The sequence below is a fragment of the Blautia sp. DFI.9.10 genome, assembly GCF_024461705.1.
Classification (GTDB): domain Bacteria; phylum Bacillota; class Clostridia; order Lachnospirales; family Lachnospiraceae; genus Blautia_A; species Blautia_A fusiformis.
In genome coordinates this window covers 14,182-36,739 of record NZ_JANGAA010000022.1, presented here as the reverse complement: position 1 = coordinate 36,739, position 22,558 = coordinate 14,182, and the positions used below count along the sequence as shown (strand labels likewise).

Sequence of the window (22,558 nt, the reverse complement as noted above, 5' to 3'; positions counted from 1 at the left end):
CGATGTATGGATATCCGGAACAGAATCTTTTTTATCACACATACTTACTTCACAACAGTATTTACTGTTACTGTATTTCCGTATTTATCTTTTGAGACAAGTTTCAGAGCAGTATTCTTTTTTTGCTTCTTTATTTTAATAACGTACTGTTTCTTTTTGTTTACGGATGATACACCCAGCTTTGTCTGTTTTCCGGAACGCTGCACATATGCAATAACTGTCTGGCTACCTGATGCAGTTCCGCTTATAGCTGTACTTCTTGATGTAACAGTTCTGCATGAAGGACGGTTGATGCCGTTCCATCCTTTGCAGCTTTTTACATATACCGCCTGAACCTTTCCGTTTTCGCAAAATGTATTCTTTTTCATGACCGGTATTACAGATGCATATGCATAAACACCATTCCCCGTATTTTTCTCCGCACGGTTTCCTGATACTTCGAATACTTTTGATTTCCAGAGCAAAATACCACTTTTTGCATTTGATGTCACACGATTGCTTTTTACCCTGACTCCGCCGGCCACATACTCAATTTTCACGCCATGATTTTTGTTGGATAAACAGATATTACCAAGAACATTATTGTTCTTTCCTGCATTTACACGTATTCCCGAGCCGGCCACTGATTTAACAGTATTCTTCTGTGCAGTGGATGAAGTATTTACAGATTGCAGATAAATTCCATCTCCGCCTGCTCCGGAAACAGTATTCTGCTCTACAAGATTTCTCTGTTCTGATCCTGCTGCATAGACAGAACCGGAGAGATAAATTCCCGTATTTGCAGTTCCGGACACTGTATTCCTGCTGATAACGCTTCCTCTGGAATCCTGGGCATAAATCCCAAAATTGGAATATGAAGAAGTTTTTTTCATTGTTACCTGATTATCTGTTACGGTATCTGTGTCAGTAAGAGACATGCTGATTCCGTTTCCATATCCGCTGATCTGATTATCTTCTACAGTCACACCTTTCACCGGATATATCTTTTTAGGGATCACAGCTCCATCTTTTTTCATATTATAGCCTAAAACTTTTATACCACTGCAGATCCATGCAATTCCACCAATGCTGGTAGTTCTGGCAAGACTGATGTAGTTTCCTGCCACACGAAGATTCCTGTTTTTCAGCATGTCCGGCCCATCATCATAGCCTGGCGTCTGGTGTGTATTGCTGCTCACAGAAGAAATGTCCACTCCATTTCCCACATTTACCATGGTATTATTTTCTGCTGTAGAATCTTCATAATTCATAAACCTTATACAGCGTTTTTTTACATTATGGAAAGTATTATTCGTAACTGTGATCCTTTTATATGTTTTTCCGGACATCATACTGTGCGTTCCCAGCCCTGTAAAGACATCTTCGAACACATTTCCATCGATCACAAAATCTTCACAGGTCGTTCCATCATAAGGTCTGTACTGCGGAAAAACATTGCTCTCATCTGTACAGCAGTCGATCTGAATACATTCCTGTCCGCCTTCCACATAATTCTTATAATAGCCACTGAATGTACAGCCTGTGATCTTGGCATTTTTCACTCCGCCAAATTCCAGAAAATGAGATTTCAGATTATTAAGAAATGTAGCATTTTTAATCGTAACATTCGTAGCATGTCCAATGCAAAATCCCACAAATCCGCCTGGTGCATCCTTATTTTCCACACACTGATAATTGTAGTCCCAGGTTCCTCCATCGATCACAATGTTGCGATATCCATCATATCCGCCTTCTGAATCTTTGGTATTTCCAAGACGGAGGATCAGATGTTTGGTGGTAGACGTTTTTGTAATATTAGCGTCTCTTGCATATAAGTACATATTACTGTACATGCAAAGTGTACCTGTCAGTTCATAATTTCCCGGTGGAATTATGATCTTGCAGGGATTTTCATCTGTGGCCTGATCTTTCAGTTCAAGAAACAGTGTGTTCAAGGGTGCTGTGATATCCTGTCCTTCCTCAACTTCCAGAGTCACAGTCTGATAAGTTCCAAGTTCTCCATCTGAAGCATCTCCTGCGGAAAAATCCCCAGCAGCATTGGCATCATCTGTAAAATCAGCCTGTGCCTGACCTGCGCCTTCATCAGCTTTATTATTATCCGGCTCTGCGACGTTTTCTACATTACCGTTTTCCTGCTGAAGCTGAAGTTCTTCGGAACCGTTATCGCCGTTCTCCGTTCCTTCGGAAAAATCTGCCGGCAATTCTCCGCTGATACTGCCATCTGCTGTCTGAATATCCTCACTGCCAGCTTCCGTTGCTGCATTGTCAGAAATATTCTTATTTGTGTCAAAATCTCCATCTGTGCTTCCATCTGAAAATGTGTCTTCAGTTGAATTTTCCGATATTTCCTCATCCCCCGGTGCCTCTGATACATCCACTGCTTCTACAGCACCTGACTCTATTTTTGTCCAGGATGCCTGTGATGCAGGAACCACACTGCCATCGTTATCCAGCACAAGCGGATCCAGATCCTGTTCCGGCATATTTTCCTCTTCTTCAAGCTCCTCCTGCTGCTGCATTGCAGCTTCCTGAGCCCGAAGTTCATCCAGAGGATTTTTCACGTTTACATTTATATTTTTTACATTTTTTCCGACAGACACTGTCTTGGCTGCCGTCGGAAAAGAAACTCCTGTGATTCCCAACGCAGCAGCAAGGATACAGGCCATTATTTTTCGTTTCATATTCCATCCACCCTTTCCTGTCTCCTTTATTATCCTTTCTTTTTCTTCAAAAAGCAAGATTTACCCTGGATTTTTTCACTAAAAAAGCTGCTGTGCCGCCGGTAAACCGGCAGGCACAACAGCCTCAAAGCTCTTATTCTGACTGGATTATTTAAGTGTAACCTTAGCTCCCTCAGCCTCAAGTTTAGTTTTGATGTCCTCAGCCTCAGCTTTGGATGCGCCCTCTTTAACAACCTTCGGAGCACCATCAACGATAGCTTTAGCCTCTTTAAGTCCAAGACCTGTAACCTCACGAACAACTTTGATAACTTTAACTTTGTTAGCGCCAACCTCTGTAAGCTCTACGTCAAACTCATCTTTCTCCTCAGCTGCCTCGCCTGCTGCACCTGCTGCTGCTACAACAACACCTGCTGCTGCGGAAACGCCGAACTCTTCCTCACAAGCTTTTACAAGGTCATTTAACTCTAATACAGATAATTCTTTGATTGCTGCAATAAATTCTTCTGTTGTTAATTTTGCCATTTTAATTTCCCTCCATTTATAAATTTTAATTAATAATCATGCGGTCGTTATGCCGCCAATTGCACGTTGCTGGGATTACTCAGCAGCTGCTGCGTCAGCTCCGCCGTTCTGCTCTGCGATCTGATTAAGCACACGAGCGAAGTTTGCGATCGGAGACTGCATGCTTCCAAGCAGTTTTCCAAGAAGTTCCTCTCTTGAAGGAATTGTGGACAGTGCCTGAATTCCGGCCTGATCATTGTAGTTACCTTCAACTACACCTGCGATCAGCTCCAGTGCCGGGAACTGTTTTGCATATTTAGCAAGGATTCTTGCCGGAGCAGTTGCGTCTGTCTCGGAGATAGCGATCGCATTTGTGCCATGTAAATGATCACTGAGGCTCTCAAATGCTGTACCCTCGAATGCACGACGCATCATGGTATTTTTATATACCTTGTACTGAACACCAGCTTCTCTTAACTCTTTACGAAGAATTGTATCCTGCTCAACTGTAAGACCGCTGTAGTTTACAAGTACAACAGACTGTGCGTCTTTAATGCTGTTAGAGATCTCTTCTACGATTGGTTGTTTCAGTTCTACTTTTGCCATGAAATGGTACACCTCCTTATAGATTTTGTATACCGCCGTCGCAATAAGTCAATCTGTTTAAAAAAAGACCTTACTGCTTCGCAATAAGGCCTTGTGTAATCTTAACTCAGAATACTTGGACCTCGGTAGGCGTTTTGATCCTTATGCCTTACGGCACCTACTGTCTTCGGCAGCGTTCTTAGGTACAATACCATAACAGTGCCGGGTGTGTCAAGTATTTTTTTAGATTTTTTCAAAATTATTTAGTACCAAAAATACGGTCTCCGGCATCTCCAAGTCCCGGGCAGATATAAGCGTTCTCATTGAGCTCTCTGTCAAGGGAACCACAGTAGATCTGTACATCCGGATGTGCCTCGTGAAGTCGTTTCAGTCCCTCAGGAGCTGCGATGATGCACATAAACTTGATATTCTTTCCGCCCTGTTTCTTGACAAAATCAATGGCAGCTTCGGCAGAACCGCCGGTTGCAAGCATCGGATCAACGATCACTGAAATACGCTCGTCAATAGATTCAGGAAGCTTACAGTAATACTCATGGGGCTCATGTGTTACCGGATCACGGTAAAGTCCCACATGTCCGACCTTTGCAGACGGTACCAGTGTGAGAATGCTGTTTACCATTCCAAGTCCTGCACGGAGGACCGGGATCACTGCCAGCTTCTTACCTGAGATCATCGGTGTCTTACAGGTTTCTATCGGTGTCTCGATTTCCACTTCCTCTGTAGGAAGATCACGAAGCGCCTCATATCCCATCAGGATTCCGATTTCCTCCACCAGTTTACGGAACTCGTTTGTTCCTGTATTTTTATCACGGAGCATTGAAATTTTGTGTTTGATCAGCGGGTGATCCATAATATAAACATTTTTCATTTTTTCCATCGTGATTTCCTCTCTTTGTCTGTGTTTTTTGTAAAGCGAAACTTCTCATTCCACTCTGCTTCATACACCGGAACGCAAGCCTTTCGCTTTTCTGTATTCATCTTTCTACATTATAATATATATGACACTTTTTCAAAAGGGGGAAAAACTATTTTCCCTGGCGTTCCAGAACCTGATCAATAGCATAGGCCACACCAAATTCATTGTTGTTCTTTGTGATGTATTTTGCTGCTCTTTTAATCTCCGGAACTGCGTTTTCCATTGCAACAGTTGCGCCGAAATCCATGGAAATCATGGAATAATCATTAAGGCTGTCACCAAGGACCATCACCTCATCCATGGTATAACCCAGAGACTCGATATATTCTTTCAGCACCGGGCCTTTCTGCGCCTCTACTGCTGTAATCTCCTGATTATATATAAAGGAAGAAGCCACTGCAACGGCTGGATTTTCTTTCAGCTCATCGCTGAGTTTCTCCAGCTGCTCCACATCTGCCGCAAAAATGAAGATCTTATATACCGGCGCACCGCTGCTCTCCAGGGAACGGATATCGGAAATCCCTTTCGTGTTTCCGGCGATCCTGCGGTACTGCGGGGATTTCCGTACAATCTCCTCGCTGGTATCTATGTCCATATTGAAAAGACGGATCTGCTGAATGATCCCGTCTTCAATTTCTTTCTTTGTTCCAATACGGTAATCATAGCGATCCGTAAAAAATGCTACAGATACCGGGTATTTTTTTGCCGTATTGTAAACCTCCTCACACAGCTCAATAGAGATCGGTGTACTCTTTACAACCTCCTGCTGCGGATTTCGTACTTCAGCACCGCTGCTCACCACATAATCACAGGTCAGCTCTGTTCCCTTCAGTTCCTCCATGGCACCGGGGAAATTCCGGCCGGTGGCAACCATAAAGCGGATTCCCGCATCGCAGGCACGCCTGACCGCCGCAAGGGTTTCCGGTGCGATCCTGTGGTCATCACCAAGAAGTGTGCCGTCCATATCACTTGCAATTACTTTTATCATGAAAATTTTCTCCTTTTATCTGTAAAAATTCCGGTCAATCATTCGGATCCATAGCATCCATAGCAAATATGTCCTTTTTTCGGAGAAATTATATCTTATATTATTGCAAAATACAATGATTTTTGCGACAGGCATATGCCTTTCTGATTTCAGAAATACATGGTATAATGAGATTTCATAAATCTGTCCGATGTCGGTCAAGCGTATATCCGCAATCCGCGTCGCTGCTTGATCCGGTTAAGTGAATAACCCCATCCACATGTACTACATAGATTTGCATCAAATAAATGCTCTTCAGTTAAGTCAGTCAATCAGAAAGCAGGAGAATATTATGTCAACTTATTTTTTTCATTCCAAAAGAAGCCGCTCGCATTCCCGTTTCTTCTATTTAATATTGTGCACAGTCCTTGTCTGTCCAATGCTCCTTTTCACAGGCTGCGGAAATATCACGGATGCAGATACATCCACCACCGGAAATCAGCCCATCAGTATCAGCAGTATCAAATTGAATACAGCTGTACAGATCACAATTTACGATTCTCAGGATAAAGCTCTCCTGGATGACTGTCTGGCACTGTGCGATAAATATGAGCTGGTCTTCAGCCGGACAAATGAGAAAAGCGAGCTTTATAAATTAAATCACCGCAAAGATACATCGGATAAAGATTCCAATACCGACCGGCAGACTACTCCATATCCGGTCAGCGGCACAGCAGACACCTGGCATATATCTGAAGACCTTGCCGCTCTGCTTTCCGAAGGACTCGATATCACCAGGGAGTCCGACGGTGCCTTTGACATCGCCATTGCGCCTTTGACCTCTCTCTGGGATTTCACAGCAGAAGACCCGAAGGCTCCGGATGATGCAGATATTCAGAAAGTTCTCCCCCTGTGCAGCTCCGACGGCGTCACCATTGGCGGGCAGGATATCACACTTCCCTCTGATGACATCCAGTTCGATGTAGGCGCCATTGCCAAAGGCTATATTGCAGACCGCCTGAAAGATTTTCTGGTAAAAAAAGGCGTAAACAGTGCTATCATCAACCTTGGCGGCAATGTCCTCTGCATCGGCTCGAAGCCTGACGGCACTCCCTTCAAAGTAGGCATCCAGAAGCCCTTTGCAGATCGCAATGAAACAGAGGCTGTTATGGATATCGCCGGAAAATCCGTTGTATCCTCTGGGATTTATGAGAGGTGCTTTAAGCAGGGCGGTAAATTATATCATCATATCCTGAATCCCCAAACCGGCTATCCTTATGATAACGGCCTGATTTCTGTGACGATCATCTCCGACCAGTCTGTGGACGGCGATGCCTTAAGCACCACCTGTTTCGCCCTTGGCCTGAAAGACGGGCTGAAATTTGCAGAGAAAAAAGGCGTGCAGGCCGTTTTTATCACAGAAGATTATGAACTGCATTATACTGACGGATTCCAGGATGAGATCAATGTCACTGATGTGGAATCCTGAACCATGAAATCTTTTTCAGTAACAACCAAAAACCTTACGGATAGACCATATTTGTCACATAAGTCTGCGGATAATCTTTCAGAAGATTTGCCATTGCTGTCTGTGTCTGTGTCGTTGAAAATGGCTAAGATGGACCGTTCCACAGACATTCATAATCTGCTCCCAAGCTTCTTCATATTCCTTATCCGGAAGTTCAAAACACCATGGGATAAATCCGAGCAAACAGTGATCTTCTGGAAGCAGATAATGCCGAAGATGGCCTGAAGATCATTCTCAAAGAGCATCCTGACATTATTATCACAGATATGAAAATGCCCGTCATGGACGGAATACAGCTCTAAAAAAAGCCGGAAGAACTTCACATCGACAGCAAAATCAGTGTGATCAGCGGATTCAGCGATTTCAAATATACAAGACTTGCGATCCAGGCTGGTGTTATTGATTACATACTGAAGCCTGTTGATCCCCAGAATTTGAACAATGCGCTTTCAGCCACAATTTCTCAGTTGGAAAGTGAAGCAGGCAAAACTGGGACTTCCGATTCTGCTTCATCACCCGAACTCTGCTCTGCATTCACCAGTAGGGTAATCAGTGATGTTTTTGATTATATCAATGCACATTATCTGGAAAATATCTCCCTGGCCGATATTGCAGAATCTTTTTTCTAAGTAAGGAGCATCTGTCCAGATTGTTTTAAAAAAACGTCAGAATCTTTTTTCCTATGCTATGCAGTTAAAGCTCACCGAGGTGAAACGGCTTCTGCAGTCTACGGATATAACTCTCGACGACATTGCCTGGCATCTTGGTTTCAGCAATGGAAATTACTTCAGCAAGGTTTTTAAAAAGAACTGTCAGATGTTTCCCAGTGAATACCTGAACGTACAGCTATAGTTCTTCAGAAAACTTTTCTCCGATAAAAAGTAGCTGTAACTGAGCGTATTCGTTCAGTTACAGCCACTTTATTCAATATTATTATATTCAGTTATTGATCATATCCGGCCAGGAAAGAATCTCTGCAGAAATCTTCTCTTCATAATCTCCGTCAATGTCCTCACTTCTTCCAGCCGCATAAATATTGGTCTCGGCACCCCAACCGTTGTCCTCGTATTCCCATACATGGAATTTCAGTCCACGGAACATGAAATCCAGACTTCCGCAACCATCTTCCTCTGTGTATTCGAATTTGATATTTTTTTTGTTCAGAGCATCCTGTACTTTCTGTAAACGCATATAATATCGCTCCTTCCACGCCGAAAATCTTCCTTTATACACAAAGTATAACATGTTGTGATTTTTGATACAAGTCAAGGATGAAAGTGCCTGTGAGCTGCAGATAGCTCAGGCCCAGTAGAGTCTCATTCCAAACTCATGGCTCATACGGTCCGGATGCCCATCAACTCTTGAAAGCAAAGTACAGATATCCTGATAGGTATTCTTTGCCATACATTTACCGCTATTATCAGAAAGAATTAGTGTAAGGTTCCACTTCTTGCCTTTTCCGTATTCTTTCTCAAAGGTTTTTACCATGACACGGCTGTCTGCCGGAACTTCTGCTTTAACACTTCCCTTTTCCACCAGTTCTCCGTTCAATGTTTCTGTAATGATCCATGTAAGTTCACACTCTCCCAGAGCTCCATCTGTATCATTTACAATATACAGACTGTCCAGATGGTCTTTGTGCTTTGCAAAAACACCCACTGGTGCGTTGCTTTCCAGTATAGCCTGAAGACCCTTTTTGGGAATTCCCCACCAGTCATATAAACCGTAGAAGCTCTGAGGACACAGGTCGATAAACATAAACTGTACATATCCTGAGCAAGGTTCATATTTCTGGATCCTGTAATGCTCTGTATAATATTTCAGAAGCTTATACTGATATTCCTGGATCTTCGGGATATCATCCACCAGTTTTTCCAGACGATGATATACCGCCGGAACAGTTTTCAGATTTTCACTGCTGCCCGGTGCATCAAATCCGTACTCTGTATTCAGCTTTTCTGTCTGCTCATAAATATCTGCATATTCTCCACCGCTTAAAGAACCCAGATAATTGTGGCTGTCCCCGCTAAGCGGATCATCTTCGCAGAAAGAACCCTTGATGATCGGTCTGCCCGGATCCATCTTCTGTACCTCCCTATACAGAGCAGGTCCCGGATTTTCCTCCATAAATCTCCTTCTCACATTTCCATCCGGATCAACACATCCCGGTTCATTCATAATGATCCAGCAGATCAGAGACGGATGATGCTTCAGAAGTTTCACATTTTCTCTGTAAACATCTGCAAATCTCTGCGCCCATTCATCTGTTGAAGGATGCGTCCAATTGTACTCCGAATCCTGAAGAACTGCAATTCCCAGCTCGTCACACAGATCATAAAAAACTTCCTGCTCTGTGTGGACATGTACTCGTACCAGGTTAAAACCTGCCGCCTTTACATTAAGAAGATCTCTCAGGTACCGTTCCCTTGTCATTGCGGAAATATAACAATCCGGAAAATAAGAGGTTCCTCTTATATACAGCTTCCTGTTATTAAGCCAGAATCTTGTTATTTTTTCATTACGCTCAATCTGAATGTCCCGGAAAGCAAAATTCGTTGTTCTGCTGCTCAGTATGTCTTTTCCCCTGCTTAACGTAAGTTCTGCCTGATACATCCAGGGATAACCATGATCCCATGTGGACCACAGTCTGACATCTTCCACTTTAAGCTCACATTTAAAGCCTGTCTCTGCTTTCTCTGCCATTATCTGAACAGTTTTTTCTGCCTTTATAAGACCGGACTCTTTTTCCCGGATCTTTACATTAAAATCATATGTCTCCCCGGATTTCAGACCTCGCGCTTCAGTTTCCACATATACGTCTGCTTTCTTTCCATCTGGATCCAGTTCATACTTCAGATCTGTCTGATCTTCCAGAACACCTTCTTCTGTCAGGATCAGCTCCACTTTTCCGTAGATTCCTACAGGATTTACATCTCTCTGGATAAATGTATCAGAATGTTCGTAGGTACCTTTTACCATATTTCTTTTTACCAGGGTGGTTCTGGAATCCTGTGCATCCAGCTCCACCTCATCATCCCATGGAGAACTTACCTTTACAATGAGATAATTTTTCTTTCCAAAAACAAGCTTATCTTTTACATTAAAGGAAAATGGAGCGGAATATCCTTCATGCTCTCCAAGAAATTCTCCGTTAAGCCATACTTTTCCATAATAATCCACATTGGTAAATTTAAGGACAGCATCCGTAACTTTCTGATCCGGAACTTCAAACTCTGTTTTGTACCACCAGGGTGCCTGATTGAAATATCTCAGTTCACGCCCGAAATATGGCTGTCTGGCATAGATAAGCTGCAGATGTTTCAGTTCCTCCAGTTCCTCCCATTCAGACACCTGGGAACCTACGGAAGTATCTGCTTCCCTGGCAGCATAAAGCCCGATCTTTTCCCCTGTATCATGAACATCCTGCAAAATTTTCCATCCTTGTTTCAATTCAATCCTTGTTTCCATTTCAGCCTCCTAACTCTTGACCGCACCTGCAGCCATACCTTCGATTATGTTCCTGTTAAGAATAAAATACACGATCAGTGTAGGCAAGATCGATATTACGATCGCCGCAAATGTACTTCCCCAGTCCACTCTTCCGAACTGCCCCACAAAGTCATTCAGGCCAATTGGCAGAGTTTTCATATCAGAAGATGAGATAAACGTATTGGCATAGGTAAATTCATTCCATACAAAAACAAAATTGTATGTAAGAACTGTCATTGTAGTATTTTTAGCCATAGGTACCACGATCTTGCGGAATGTGGTTCCCATTGTGGCACCGTCAATAACTGCCGCTTCCAGAAGAGAATCCGGCATAAATTTAAAAAATCCGGTGTAAAGATAGATACACATTGGAAGTCCGAACCCGATCTGCGGAAGCACCAGTGCCCAGTATGTATTTCTCAGTCCGATCCTGTTATAAATCTGGAACATGGGTACAAGGCAGGAAAAAATAGGCACCATCATTCCAAACAGGAAAAATGCCATCAGTGCATTGGCATATTTTACCTTTACCTTACTGATCACAAATGCAACCGGGCATCCCAGGACTACGATGCCAAGAAGTGTGAGAACTGCCACAACCGTACTGTTAAGAAAATATCTTGGAATGGATGAGATCGTCAGTGCGCTGATATAGTTTCCAAGATAAAATCCTGATGGCAGGGCATACTGTGCAGTATATGTCATTTCATCCGGTGTTTTCAGACTGGAGCAGATAACCCAGAAAATAGGGTAGACCTGTATCATGACAAAAATAAGGATCACTACATAGAACACAGCACGAATAGGTATATTTTTTCTTGATTTTATCATTCTGACCCATCTCCTTTCGCCGATCCCAGGCATTTCTGTATAATCCCTACTGCTACCAGACATTCAATGACCAGAAAAACGGACAATGTACTTCCATAGCCAAAGTCAGCCGAATTAAAAGCGGTTTTATACATATAAGTTGCCACCATCTCTGTTGATCTGGATTTATTGTCAAGAATATAGAATACATCAAAGGTTTTCAGACAACCATTTACAAGCATTACAATGACAATGCTGAATATATTTTTCACCAGTGGAAGCTTTATGTAACGATACTGTTGAAAAACATTGCAGCCATCCATTGTAGATGCCTCGATCACATCCTTTGATATGGATACAAATGCGGAATAAAAAATGATCATGTACAGACCACAGTATTTATATCCATCGATCAGGGTTATGGTAATCAGCGCTGTATGGGAATTTGCCAGCAAAGCGATAGGTTCCATTCCCAGTTTTTCCATCACATAGCAAACCAGGCCCTGGGGCTGGACAGAAAGCATTTTGGAAAAAATCTGGCAGATCGCCATAGATGAAATGATACATGGAATAAAATAAATAACCCGCAGAATATTTCCACCTTTGGAAATATGTGTAAGCAAAATTGCCAGGATCAGTCCTGCACATAACTGGAACAAACTTCCCAATACAACAAATTTAAGATTATTTACAACAGCCTCACGAAATGTCTCATCCTGAAACATCCTCACATAATTTTCCAGTCCGATAAACTTCATATCACCGATTCCATTCCAGGAAAAAAGACTGTAACCCATTGACCACAGAATTGGGATGATAACAGTAAGAATATATACGAACAGTGCAGGAAGAACAAACGGTAAAGGCTGGATTTTATTTCTGGGCTTCATATCCTCTCCCCTTTCATACGCAGATGCAGATAAAATTCCGCATCTGCGTATTCTCTCAGTTATTCTTCAGTGTCAAAATAATCAGATGCATACTGTTCTACAGCTTTGTCCATGTTTTCGCAGAACTCTTCAGGAGTTGATTCTCCCATTCCAAGGCTTGCCAACTCTTTTCTGTAAACCTCGTTTGTAGAAGGATCCAGACGAACATCCCAGCACTGGGCAAAAGTGCCGCAGTTCTCAAGATCACTTAAAATCTGCTGTGTAAGCTCCGGAAGCTTCTCCGAATCACTTGGCATCATGGATGGAAGCATATTGAACTCATACATTGCCGTATCAGCAAAATTATCCCATACATAACTGATGAAATCTTTCATCTCATCACTCATGGAATCCTTGAGAATGGCAGTTCCGATTCCACAATTCGCATAGTAATCATTTTCTCCTGTAGCGGTTCCTTCGCTGTCTACAGGAAGTTTGAACATGGAAATGTCATCTTTAAGATTTCCCTCATCATCTACAAGATCCGGTGTATCCCATGTTCCGGTGTATAACATTGCCGCACCACTGTTCAGAAACAGATCCATCTGTGCGGTAGTATCTGAACTTGTCCATCCTTCACTGAAATACTGGGCTATATCCTGTGTATACTGGGCTGTTGCGATACCTGTCTCAGAATTAAATTTTTCTTTTCCCATTCTTGCATTGTCAATGAAGTCATTTCCTTCCAGTCTGAAAGCCTTAAATGCAGGATAACGCATGATCATGTCGTAATTTCCTGCGGATATCGGGGTCATTCCCGCATCTTTCAGCTTCTTGCACACATCCAAGAGGTCTTCCAGTGTCTGAGGTGTTTCAGTAATTCCGGCTTTTTCAAACATGTCTTTGTGATACCAGAAATACTCTACATTTCCCTGCCAGGTCATAAGGTAATTGCTTCCGTCACTGAGTTTCGGATAATTCAGTGCAATATCAAAGAACTTGTCTTTGATACCCAGTTCATCATAAAGGTCATCCACACTGTAGATCAGATCCTTTTTGCAAAGTCCTTCAAAAAATGCCTCCGGATCTGCGTCAAACCAGTCCGGCAGTTCATTGCTGGATGCAAGGATCTTGATCTTCTGAAGATATGTTTCTCTGTCTGCAATAGACTCTACATTGAATTCAAAATCCGGGTGATCTTTTTTATAATCTTCTGCAAGCTTCTTCAATGTTTTCAGTGCCGCATCTGTTTCGCCCCTGGCACTGATATAATTGATCACAAGTGGTTCGGAATCCTCTTTTTTATCTGCCCACACATTCATCATGCTGAATGAAGAGAGACACATCATTGTGGCAAGTGTAGCAGCCATCACTTTTTTTAATTTCATTTTCGTCCTCCTTTTGGTACATTTCTATTCATCCGGATTGAATATTTTGTTCCGCTTTCCTTATCGATGAGACCATTATATTAAATCCGTCCGGAAAAATACATGGAAAATCTTCGCTGTACCTGGAATATTTTCTCCAATCTTTCCCCCACACTTGTGAGAATTTTTCCCTTATTATATAATGTAGCCAATAAAACCAGAGGGGGGATTCCATGATAGAAAATCTGAAAAAAAAGGTGTTTCACTTATTTTTAGGAATCAGTCTGAAACGCAGGCTTTTTATTACATATCTGCTGCTCAGTTCTCTGATACTCATGCTTACTTCCGTGTTTTTTTATACTGCATCCAAAAAAGTACTGATCAAGCGTGCCGCACTTTCCAGTCAGCAGCAGCTATCCCTGATCACCAGCAACCTTGGAGAAAAGATCGATAATATATCAAACTATGCCATCACCCTTTCCATCAACAGCAATATCGCCGATGTTTTAAAAGAAAATCCCACAGTTCCCGAAAACACACTGGAACATTTTCTGGTAAATTCCGAGCTTACAGACCAGGCCCAGCGTATCATCGGACTTCACAAAAACATCTATGCCTGGGATATCCTGGATACAGAAAACCACTGGTTTCACAGCAGTACCACAGAAACAGATCAGCTTGATTCCATTTTAGGTCCCGAAGTCCTTGACAGCCTTCAGACTAATCTGGCCTTTCAGTTTCTCGGACCCTTCCAGATAAGTGGGGAGCCAACCTTTGTAGCCTTAAAAAGTATTACAAACATTGATAACACCAAATATCTGGGCGCCCTGGTCCTTCTGATCAGAGAAACAAATATTTCCTCTGCATTCCGCGACCTTCCGGACAGCTCTTCCAGGGATTTCTATATTACTGATGAAAATGGACAGATACTTTCCTCTTCTTCATCCGGAGGTATTTATAAAGACTTCTCATCCTATACAAAAATCAGTTCAGAGAATTATAAAACCCTGACAGAAACCGACAGGCAGTTTTTTTCCGTAGACGGCACTGACACTCTTTTTATCTGCAAATCCTATCCTGACCTAAACTGGAATGTGATCAACCTGATTCCTCTGGAAAGCCTGACTCTGGATCATATGGTGATCCTGCACAACATTCTTCTGATCAGCATTGTAGTGTTTATTTTATCTGTATTTTTTTCCATATTATGTACAGGTACTGTCACCGCACCTATACAGAAACTTGTGGAAAAAATGAAATCTGCATCTGCCGGAAAGCTGAATATTTCTGCCAGTTACTCTTCAAATGATGAACTTGCAGTTCTCTATAACCAGTTTAACCTTATGATGCAGAAGATCCAGACATTACTTAACGATATCTATGAGGAACAAAATGCCAAACAGAAAATGGAAATACGTCTTTTACAGTCCCAGATCAATCCCCATTTTCTTTATAATACTTTAAACACCATCAAGTCTCTCATAGAAATTGATATGAATGATACCGCAGTAAAAGCAGTGTCTGCCATGTCATCTTTCTACAGAAACTCTCTTTCAAAGGGACAGTTTATCATTCCTCTGCGCCAGGAGCTGCTTCTTACAGAACAGTATCTTTATATCCAGAATCTGCGGTATATGGATTTTGTTGATTACGAGATCATCTATGAGCCGTCCTGGGAGGATCATGGGGCAGAGATACCCAAGCTGACCATACAGCCTGTTGTGGAAAATATTTTTGTCCACGGACTTACCAGCCAGATATGCCATATTCACTTAATTGTTTCTATCAAAAATGGTACCATCTGTATTTCTGTTTCTGATAATGGTTCCGGTATCCCGCCGGAAAAACTTGCCGAACTTAACCGTTCTATCAGAGACTTCAAAACTGCCCGACATTCTTTCGGGCTTCCAAGTATCAACCACAGGATTGCTCTTCTCTACGGTGAGAATTACGGACTTACCATCGAAAGTTCACCTGAAAAGGGAACCACTGTAACCATAGTAATACCTGACAAAAATCTGATCGAGGGGGAAATATAAAGTGAAAACACTTGTAATTATTGACGACGAAGTTTTTTTCAGAAAATCTCTGATCAATTTTCTTGAAAAACAAAACCTTTATAACATTGCAGGGGAAGCTAATAACGGACAGGCCGGAATCCGGCTTATTGAAAATGTTAAACCCGATATTGCCCTTGTGGATATATCCATGCCGGTTATGAGCGGTCTGGATATGATCGCAGCTCTTGGAACAGACTGTCATACCAGGTTCATCCTTTCCACAGGATACGAAGATTTTGACTATGCCAAAAAAGCCATCTCTCTTCAGGTCCGCGGATACCTCCTGAAGCCATTGGATCACCGGGAGCTTATGGAGACACTCCAGAAAGTAAGTGACGAGATCGATCAGGAAAATTCCAGAAACAGTTATGTGAATAATTATTTTCAGTTCCGCGATCTGTATACACGGCAAATGCAGCTTAATTTCTTCCAGAAGGTGATCAGCGGAACAACCATTTCCCCGGATGATCTGGAAAAAATTCCGATTCATAAAACTTCCGATTATCTTACCATTCTTATGGAGATCCACAATGCCAATCCGGAAATATGGGATGAAAAAGGTGATTTTCTCTGCTCCACACCATCCTGGAAAATATATGCAGGGAAATCTTACAGCCTGTGTGCAAAGAGCTTATTTACATTGACTATTCTCAGATGAGACAGTATATCATCATGGAAAAAAGCTCTGATTTTTCTTTTACCGATCTGGAACAATCCTGTCTCAGACTTGCCGGGATATATGATAATATCGCACAGATTTCCACTTTTTTCTGCTGTGGAACACCTCATGAAGGCGTGGAAGGAATCCGCTATTCCTATGAAGAGGCTCTTTCTGTTTTTCATAACAGAACTGCGTCTTCTTCCGGATTTCTTTATTTCACGCCCCAGTCCCATTCCGGTGATTTTACATTAAAGCCTCTGGTTTATAATGATATCCTGATCTTTCTGCGCCAGCAAAATTCACCGGCTCTCTGTAAATATATTGATGAATATTTCAACGATATCATCACCAAAAAAATCCATATCCGGCAGACCTGGAGTGTAGCTGCTGCTTTTCTTACTGTACTTGACGGTTTTATCACGGAGTGCAGTCAGCGTGAAACGCTTTTTCCTCTTCTGGAAAACGCCCTGAATACTTACCAGAACTGCCAGAGTGCCCTGCAGTTAAAACAACTGCTCCAGTCTACCTGCAAGGCAGTTCTGGATTCTCTTGCTGATGAAAAAAATCCGCGGAAGTCAGCTCTTGTATCCCAGGTTCAGGAATATATCTGTCTGAATTTTAATCAGCCGGATCTTCGTCTTGAAACCATTGCTTCCCATTTTTTTGTCAATCCCCAGCATCTCTCTGCTGTATTCAGTCAGGAATCCGGAGTTACACTTACCTCATATATCAATGTCTGCCGCATGAAAAAAGCCAGACAGTTTCTTCTGGAAGACAGCCCTTCCATTCAAAATGTAGCTTCTTTATGCGGATTTTCTGATTCCGGATATTTCAGCAAATGTTTCCGGAAATATTACGGAATCTCTCCAAAAAACTTTGTATCCCTGACTGAAAAGAACAGTTATCCAGGTTCTATCGGCATATGATCTTCATCTAATTAAAGCGTAACGTTTCACCGCTTCATCTCATTAAAATTACATTTTACTCTAACATATGTTTTATGTAAAATGCAAGTTCTTTTTATTGTGCAATATCCCGGAATGTGTTAAGATAAAACCTGCGACTTTATACAAATAGCAGTTTACCATACTGCAATAATGAGGTGAGTTATGAAAGAAAGAGAAAAACTTGGATCCCGTCTGGGATTCATTCTGATTTCTGCTGGCTGTGCCATCGGAATCGGAAACGTCTGGAAATTCCCTTACATGGCCGGACAGGGCGGTGGCGGCACATTCGTACTGTTTTACCTGATCTTCCTGGCCCTTCTTGGACTTCCTGTTATGACTATGGAGTTTTCTGTTGGACGTGCCAGCCAGAAGAGTCCTGTCAAAGCATATTACGCACTGGAAAAACCAGGACAGAAATGGCACATCCATGGATATATCACTCTGATCGGATGTTATCTCCTGATGATGTTTTACACCACTGTTACAGGCTGGATGCTGAATTACTTCTATATGACAGCCACTGGTAAATTCCAGGGACTTGATTCCGACGGTGTTGCAGGACAGTTTACCAACATGCTTGGCCAGCCCGTTACTATGGGATTCTGGATGATCGTTGTTGTTATTGCAGGTGTTTTTGTCTGCTCCCGCGGTCTTCAGAACGGCCTTGAAAAAGTTACCAAGGTTATGATGATCTCTCTTCTGGTGATCATGGTTGTTCTTGCCATCAACAGTTTTACCATGGATGGTGCCAAAGAGGGACTGAAATTCTACCTGATCCCGGATTTCGAGCGTATGAAAGAGATCGGTATTATTTCTACCATTACCGGTGCTATGAACCAGGCATTCTTCACTCTCAGCCTTGGTATCGGTGCCATGGCGATCTTCGGAAGCTACATCGGAAAAGATCATGCACTGCTTGGTGAATCCGTGAATATTGCGCTTCTGGATACTTTTGTTGCGATCACCTCCGGACTTATTATTTTCCCGGCATGTTTCACATTTAATGTTGACCAGACTTCCGGACCGAGCCTGATCTTCATCACACTGCCGAATATTTTCAACCACATTCCGCTTGGAAGACTGTGGGGAAGCCTGTTCTTCATCTTTATGTCATTTGCAGCTTTCTCTACCATCCTGGCTGTATTTGAAAATATTATTTCCTGCGGTATGGAGCTTACCGGCTGGAGCCGTAAGAAATCCAGTCTTATCAACGCGATCGTGATCATCCTTCTTTCTCTGCCATGCGTTCTTGGTTACAACGTATGGAGCTGGAGCGGATTCGATGTATTCGGAGGTGCGGTTCTCGACTTCGAGGATTTCCTGGTAAGCAACCTTCTGCTTCCGCTTGGCTCTCTTGTATACCTGCTTTTCTGCGTTTCCAAACGTGGCTGGGGCTGGGAAAACTTCACAAAAGAAGCCAACACCGGAAAAGGCATGAAGATCCGGAAATGGATGCGCGGATACATCACTTATATCCTGCCGCTGATCATTCTGTTTATCTTCTTCTTTGGTCTGTACGATAAGTTTTTTGCATAAAATAAAACACCTCTGACGGATATCGTATGTAATTTACACACGCGATTTCCATCGGGGGTGTTTTTGTTGAGTCAGGCGGATATTCACAGCCTGCATTCTTCCCGATACAAGCAAGTCCCCTCACCGCGTATTGCTTTTTGTAATTGAAGCAGGGAACTTACTTGATTCAGTTAAGAATTTTACCTGCCTAGCAGCTCCAGTACTTCCTCTCTGCTGATCAAAGCCTGGCCGATTCCCTCGCCGCTTAAGATCTCATCAGCCAGTTCCCGTTTTCTTTCCTGAAGAGCCCGGATTCGTTCTTCTATGGTGTCTTTCATAAAGAGGCGGTAGACACTGACAACGTTCTGCTGACCGATGCGGTGGACACGGTCTGTTGCCTGATTCTGCACGGCAAGATTCCACCAGGGATCGTAGTGGATCACAATATCAGCTGCCGTAAGATTCAGGCCTGTTCCCCCTGCTTTCAGAGAAATGCAGAAAACAGAAGTATCATCCTCATTAAATGCATGTACCATCTGCGCCCGTTTTTCCTTGGAAGTCGATCCGGTCAACATATAAAAAGAAACTTTTGCTTTTTTCAGACGGACAGCCAGCACATCCAACATGGTAGTAAACTGGGAAAACAACAGGAGCTTATGTCCGCCATTCACCGCATTCTGAACCAACTCCATGCACATCTCCAGCTTGGAAGAATTCCCTTTGTATCCTTCATATACCAGTCCCGGATAACAGCAGATCTGCCGCAGCCTCGTGATCTCTGCAAGGATCTGCAGTTTAGAAGTGCGAAACTCCGCATCCGACTGCATCCCAAGCATCAGGCGAAGCCGTTCCGTATGGGCCTCATACAGCTCCTTCTGCTCGCTTTCCAACGGGGAAAACATATCTTTTTCCAGCTTATCCGGAAGATCCTTCAGCACATCCCTCTTCAATCTCCGCAGCACAAAAGGACGGATCATTTTCTGCAGACGCTCCATCGCATCGGAATTGCTGTACTGCACAGCTGGAAGCTCTATTTCCTTGCGGAATTTCTCATAAGAATACAAAAATCCCGGCATCAGAAAATCAAAAATACTCCACAGCTCACTGAGCCTGTTCTCCACCGGTGTACCGGTCAGCGCAAGCCTGAATTCCGACCGGATCTCTTTCACAGCCTTTGCCACCTGAGTTCCGTGATTCTTGATATACTGCGCCTCATCAATGATCTGCACAGCAAAATCCAGATTCTGATAAGCCTTCAGATCCCGTTTCAGAAGGTCATAGGAGGTGATCAGAACCTCCCGTTCTCCCGCATTTTTGATCAGTGCTTTCCTCTCCTTCACATCACCTGTCACAACGGTAGCCGGAAGTCCCGGCGCAAAACGTTCGATCTCGTTCATCCAGTTAAACACCAGCGAAGCAGGCGTTATCACAAGGGCACGTCTGTTTTCTCCCGGCGCAGATTCCTGAAATTCTGACCAGAGAAATGTGATCACCTGGAGGGTTTTTCCAAGTCCCATATCATCTGCCAGGATCCCTCCAAACTGATTATGCTTCAGAGTTTTGATCCAGTAAAAGCCCTCTTTCTGATAGCCCCGGAGGATTTTTTCCTGCTCCCTGGGAATCTGAAATTTATGTTCTTCCATTGTCTGCATGTTCCGGATCAACGCACGAAAGGCATTATCCTTCTCTACTTTGATCAGATCGCCGCCCTTCAGCTGACTGTCCAGATACATAGCACGATAGGCCGGAACCTGAGTCTTTCCTTTTTTCAGTTCACGATCACTGATCTGCAGTCCATTTTTCAGAGCAGAAAGCTCCCTGAGCTGACCATCGGAAACATCCAGAAAGCTGCCATCCTTCAGGCGGAAATATTTTTTCCTGCGATCGTACCTGGAAAGAATATCAAAAAGCTGCGCCTGATCCATCCCCTCCACATCCAGATCCAGGTTCAGAAGTCCGGCTGACAGAGAAACGCCAAGACGGATATTTGGCAGCTTTGTCACCCGCATCTGTTTGATGGACTGGGAAATATAGACAGCTGCAACTTTCTGCATGGCGGGGATCCCTTCAGTAAGAAGCTGATAGAGCTTTTCTTCGGAATCTTTCACACTGTCAGGTTTCCCTGAACCTTCCCTGCACAAAGATTCCAGTTCCTCGGCACGACAATCCAATGCCAGCTCCATCCGCTGGTCATCATATCCGTTAAAATATTTTGACAGCAGCGCAAACACACCAAGCTCTCCCGGAATATCCCTGGTGCGGGCAGACACATCTCGGTCAAAAACCGAAAATTTATCCTTCCCGTAAACAGAAAATGCCTTACAGGTGATCCAGTCACGCTCCGGCGCATCCAGATAGATCTCATATGCAGCCTTGTAGCATTCAAGACCTGTTTCTTCCGGGAAATCCCTGAGATCACAGTGAAAAAATTTTTTCAGGGAAGGAAGCAGCTCACGCACAAACGCAGGCACATCCGGTTTATCAATAAAGCCTCGGCCTGCAGGAAGCCGCTCCAGACAGGCAACAAATTCCTCCACTGCTCCAAGCTCCTGCCTGGAAACCAGATATACCTTCGCATTATCAAAATACATATGATACCGTATACCTGTCACACTGTATACCGGCGCGATCTCAAGAGATAACCCCTGATCCTTCTTCCGGATCATCAGCGTCCTGTCTGGAATTTCTCTGACAGAATGCCATGTTGTCTCCGGATCATTGTTCATTTTGAACTTGAAACTTTTTTCGCCAAGTATAAGAAGCAGATCCTCAAGTTCTTTTCTGTCAACGGTAAGATCCCTCACCTTTTCCACAGCTATATTCTTCAGCTGTTCATATCTGGACATGTAAGTGCCGTGATGATTCTCGACCCATTCCCTGATAAAGGCCAGCACGCTTCTGGATCCTTCTGAAAAAGCTTCATCTGAATGGATAAATTCCAGATTTTTTCCATAAGAAACCTTCTCATTATGATCCAGATTCCACACAAAGGCCAACACATCCTTGAGGATATATTTTTTCTCACAGCCAACGCGGAATTCCACGGTAAAACAATTTCTCACAGAATTAAATTTCAGGCAGGTTTCCAGCTCCACCCTGCCAAAATACGGATCCCCGGAAAACGGAAGCATACGGCTGTATAGCTGGCGATTAAGGAGGCTTTTCAGCTCAACGGTGGTTTTCGTTGCAGGCTGCCCTGGTCCGGATAAAGCAGCCGGAAATGCTGTTCCGCTGAATAACTCTGCCTGCTTCTGTTCCTCATCCTGCTGTCTGCGGATTTCCACACGCTCATAGGCCTTACGGTCTCCATATTCCAGAAGCACTGCCACGCAATGCTTACAGATCCCGGAATAGCTGCGAAAGGCCGGGCAGTCACAGTATGCTTCTTTTATGCGGTCCGCTTCTGTATCATACTGAAAGCCTGTATTGTATACATTACGCCCACTTCCCTTCACTGCTGCAGATATTTTATCCACAGCTCCTTCCGACTTAATATCCAGCGACTGGATCCTCTTTCCGGTACGATAAATATCAAGACCTCTCTGATATACCGTTGTATTACAAAGTACCCGTATGGCTGTTCGTTTAAGCATGTATCTTTCCCTTCTTTTCTTATCGCATTTCTTCCATTATAAAAGGAG

At 43.2% G+C, this 22,558-nt stretch carries 18 protein-coding genes and 1 other annotated feature; of the genes, 7 read left to right on the top strand and 11 right to left on the bottom strand.

Features of this window, described 5'->3' with window-relative positions:
- Positions 1 to 44 precede the first annotated feature (44 nt).
- From NE671_RS12690 to NE671_RS12670, 5 genes are all read right to left on the bottom strand, one after another.
- Positions 45 to 2,681, bottom strand: coding sequence for a right-handed parallel beta-helix repeat-containing protein (locus tag NE671_RS12690; RefSeq protein WP_147420726.1), 2,637 nt, complete (start codon positions 2,679 to 2,681; stop codon positions 45 to 47).
- Positions 2,682 to 2,828: 147 nt separating this feature from the next.
- On the bottom strand, positions 2,829 to 3,203 hold the full coding sequence (rplL, locus tag NE671_RS12685; RefSeq protein ID WP_015526302.1) for a 50S ribosomal protein L7/L12: 375 nt from the start codon (positions 3,201 to 3,203) through the stop codon (positions 2,829 to 2,831).
- 75 nt (positions 3,204 to 3,278) lie between these two features.
- Positions 3,279 to 3,788, bottom strand: coding sequence for a 50S ribosomal protein L10 (gene rplJ / locus NE671_RS12680; protein WP_021652200.1), 510 nt, complete (start codon positions 3,786 to 3,788; stop codon positions 3,279 to 3,281).
- Positions 3,789 to 3,839: 51 nt separating this feature from the next.
- Positions 3,840 to 3,976, bottom strand: a sequence feature (ribosomal protein L10 leader region).
- 50 nt (positions 3,977 to 4,026) lie between these two features.
- A complete protein-coding gene (gene upp / locus NE671_RS12675; protein ID WP_044961929.1) occupies positions 4,027 to 4,656 on the bottom strand; it encodes a uracil phosphoribosyltransferase in 630 nt (209 codons plus the stop codon).
- A gap of 157 nt (positions 4,657 to 4,813) precedes the next feature.
- Entirely contained in the window at positions 4,814 to 5,692 is an 879-nt protein-coding gene (locus NE671_RS12670; RefSeq protein WP_021652201.1) for a Cof-type HAD-IIB family hydrolase, read from the bottom strand.
- 331 nt (positions 5,693 to 6,023) lie between these two features.
- On the opposite strand from NE671_RS12670, the gene NE671_RS12665 reads away from it, so the two are divergent.
- The 3 genes from NE671_RS12665 to NE671_RS16090 all read left to right on the top strand — a co-directional run bounded on the left by NE671_RS12665 (position 6,024) and on the right by NE671_RS16090 (position 8,051).
- The gene (locus NE671_RS12665) at positions 6,024 to 7,160 is read left to right on the top strand and encodes an FAD:protein FMN transferase (RefSeq protein ID WP_049947012.1); all 1,137 of its coding nucleotides are present in this window, start codon (positions 6,024 to 6,026) and stop codon (positions 7,158 to 7,160) included.
- 212 nt (positions 7,161 to 7,372) lie between these two features.
- Positions 7,373 to 7,501, top strand: coding sequence for a response regulator (locus NE671_RS16210; protein WP_084449174.1), 129 nt, complete (start codon positions 7,373 to 7,375; stop codon positions 7,499 to 7,501).
- A gap of 346 nt (positions 7,502 to 7,847) precedes the next feature.
- Positions 7,848 to 8,051: a helix-turn-helix domain-containing protein gene (locus tag NE671_RS16090; protein ID WP_227945655.1), complete on the top strand. Its 204-nt coding sequence runs from the start codon at positions 7,848 to 7,850 to the stop codon at positions 8,049 to 8,051.
- 87 nt (positions 8,052 to 8,138) lie between these two features.
- On the opposite strand, the gene NE671_RS12655 is transcribed toward NE671_RS16090, so the two are convergent.
- The 5 genes from NE671_RS12655 to NE671_RS12635 form a co-directional block, all read right to left on the bottom strand.
- On the bottom strand, positions 8,139 to 8,390 hold the full coding sequence (locus NE671_RS12655; protein WP_044961921.1) for a hypothetical protein: 252 nt from the start codon (positions 8,388 to 8,390) through the stop codon (positions 8,139 to 8,141).
- Positions 8,391 to 8,498: 108 nt separating this feature from the next.
- A complete protein-coding gene (locus tag NE671_RS12650; protein WP_092069699.1) occupies positions 8,499 to 10,667 on the bottom strand; it encodes a glycoside hydrolase family 2 protein in 2,169 nt (722 codons plus the stop codon).
- A 9-nt stretch (positions 10,668 to 10,676) separates the two neighbouring features.
- The gene (locus tag NE671_RS12645; protein WP_021976595.1) at positions 10,677 to 11,519 is read right to left on the bottom strand and encodes a carbohydrate ABC transporter permease; all 843 of its coding nucleotides are present in this window, start codon (positions 11,517 to 11,519) and stop codon (positions 10,677 to 10,679) included.
- Positions 11,516 to 12,388 carry a carbohydrate ABC transporter permease gene (locus tag NE671_RS12640; RefSeq protein WP_015526310.1) on the bottom strand — a complete coding sequence of 291 codons (873 nt, stop codon included), beginning with the start codon at positions 12,386 to 12,388 and terminating at the stop codon, positions 11,516 to 11,518. Before NE671_RS12640 ends, NE671_RS12645 begins: the two co-directional genes overlap by 4 nt.
- 59 nt (positions 12,389 to 12,447) lie before the next feature.
- Positions 12,448 to 13,755 (bottom strand): ABC transporter substrate-binding protein, encoded by a 1,308-nt coding sequence (locus tag NE671_RS12635; RefSeq protein ID WP_092069690.1) that lies wholly within the window; start codon positions 13,753 to 13,755, stop codon positions 12,448 to 12,450.
- 212 nt (positions 13,756 to 13,967) lie between these two features.
- Between NE671_RS12635 and NE671_RS12630 the strand changes: the two genes are divergently transcribed.
- The 4 genes from NE671_RS12630 (at position 13,968) to NE671_RS12615 (ending at position 18,938) form a co-directional block, all read left to right on the top strand.
- Positions 13,968 to 15,773, top strand: coding sequence for a sensor histidine kinase (locus NE671_RS12630; protein ID WP_118368587.1), 1,806 nt, complete (start codon positions 13,968 to 13,970; stop codon positions 15,771 to 15,773).
- A gap of 1 nt (position 15,774) precedes the next feature.
- Positions 15,775 to 16,452: a response regulator gene (locus NE671_RS12625; RefSeq protein WP_256164053.1), complete on the top strand. Its 678-nt coding sequence runs from the start codon at positions 15,775 to 15,777 to the stop codon at positions 16,450 to 16,452.
- A 14-nt stretch (positions 16,453 to 16,466) separates the two neighbouring features.
- Complete coding sequence (locus NE671_RS12620; protein ID WP_255621158.1) at positions 16,467 to 17,381, top strand: helix-turn-helix transcriptional regulator; 915 nt, start codon at positions 16,467 to 16,469, stop codon at positions 17,379 to 17,381.
- A 183-nt stretch (positions 17,382 to 17,564) separates the two neighbouring features.
- A complete protein-coding gene (locus tag NE671_RS12615; protein ID WP_256164052.1) occupies positions 17,565 to 18,938 on the top strand; it encodes a sodium-dependent transporter in 1,374 nt (457 codons plus the stop codon).
- 179 nt (positions 18,939 to 19,117) lie between these two features.
- Here NE671_RS12615 and NE671_RS12610 read toward each other — a convergent pair whose 3' ends face one another.
- Positions 19,118 to 22,510 carry a DEAD/DEAH box helicase gene (locus tag NE671_RS12610; RefSeq protein WP_256164051.1) on the bottom strand — a complete coding sequence of 1,131 codons (3,393 nt, stop codon included), beginning with the start codon at positions 22,508 to 22,510 and terminating at the stop codon, positions 19,118 to 19,120.
- Positions 22,511 to 22,558 lie beyond the last annotated feature (48 nt).

What these genes read in the sequence shown, in the direction of transcription:
- NE671_RS12690 (WP_147420726.1), bottom strand. Translation starts at nt 2,681, where the DNA reads ATGAAACGAAAAATAATGGCCTGTATCCTTGCTGCTGCGTTGGGAATC.
- rplL (WP_015526302.1), bottom strand. Translation starts at nt 3,203, where the DNA reads ATGGCAAAATTAACAACAGAAGAATTTATTGCAGCAATCAAAGAATTA.
- rplJ (WP_021652200.1), bottom strand. Translation starts at nt 3,788, where the DNA reads ATGGCAAAAGTAGAACTGAAACAACCAATCGTAGAAGAGATCTCTAAC.
- upp (WP_044961929.1), bottom strand. Translation starts at nt 4,656, where the DNA reads ATGAAAAATGTTTATATTATGGATCACCCGCTGATCAAACACAAAATT.
- NE671_RS12670 (WP_021652201.1), bottom strand. Translation starts at nt 5,692, where the DNA reads ATGATAAAAGTAATTGCAAGTGATATGGACGGCACACTTCTTGGTGAT.
- NE671_RS12665 (WP_049947012.1), top strand. Translation starts at nt 6,024, where the DNA reads ATGTCAACTTATTTTTTTCATTCCAAAAGAAGCCGCTCGCATTCCCGT.
- NE671_RS12655 (WP_044961921.1), bottom strand. Translation starts at nt 8,390, where the DNA reads ATGCGTTTACAGAAAGTACAGGATGCTCTGAACAAAAAAAATATCAAA.
- NE671_RS12650 (WP_092069699.1), bottom strand. Translation starts at nt 10,667, where the DNA reads ATGGAAACAAGGATTGAATTGAAACAAGGATGGAAAATTTTGCAGGAT.
- NE671_RS12645 (WP_021976595.1), bottom strand. Translation starts at nt 11,519, where the DNA reads ATGATAAAATCAAGAAAAAATATACCTATTCGTGCTGTGTTCTATGTA.
- NE671_RS12640 (WP_015526310.1), bottom strand. Translation starts at nt 12,388, where the DNA reads ATGAAGCCCAGAAATAAAATCCAGCCTTTACCGTTTGTTCTTCCTGCA.
- NE671_RS12635 (WP_092069690.1), bottom strand. Translation starts at nt 13,755, where the DNA reads ATGAAATTAAAAAAAGTGATGGCTGCTACACTTGCCACAATGATGTGT.
- NE671_RS12630 (WP_118368587.1), top strand. Translation starts at nt 13,968, where the DNA reads ATGATAGAAAATCTGAAAAAAAAGGTGTTTCACTTATTTTTAGGAATC.
- NE671_RS12620 (WP_255621158.1), top strand. Translation starts at nt 16,467, where the DNA reads ATGGAAAAAAGCTCTGATTTTTCTTTTACCGATCTGGAACAATCCTGT.
- NE671_RS12615 (WP_256164052.1), top strand. Translation starts at nt 17,565, where the DNA reads ATGAAAGAAAGAGAAAAACTTGGATCCCGTCTGGGATTCATTCTGATT.
- NE671_RS12610 (WP_256164051.1), bottom strand. Translation starts at nt 22,510, where the DNA reads ATGCTTAAACGAACAGCCATACGGGTACTTTGTAATACAACGGTATAT.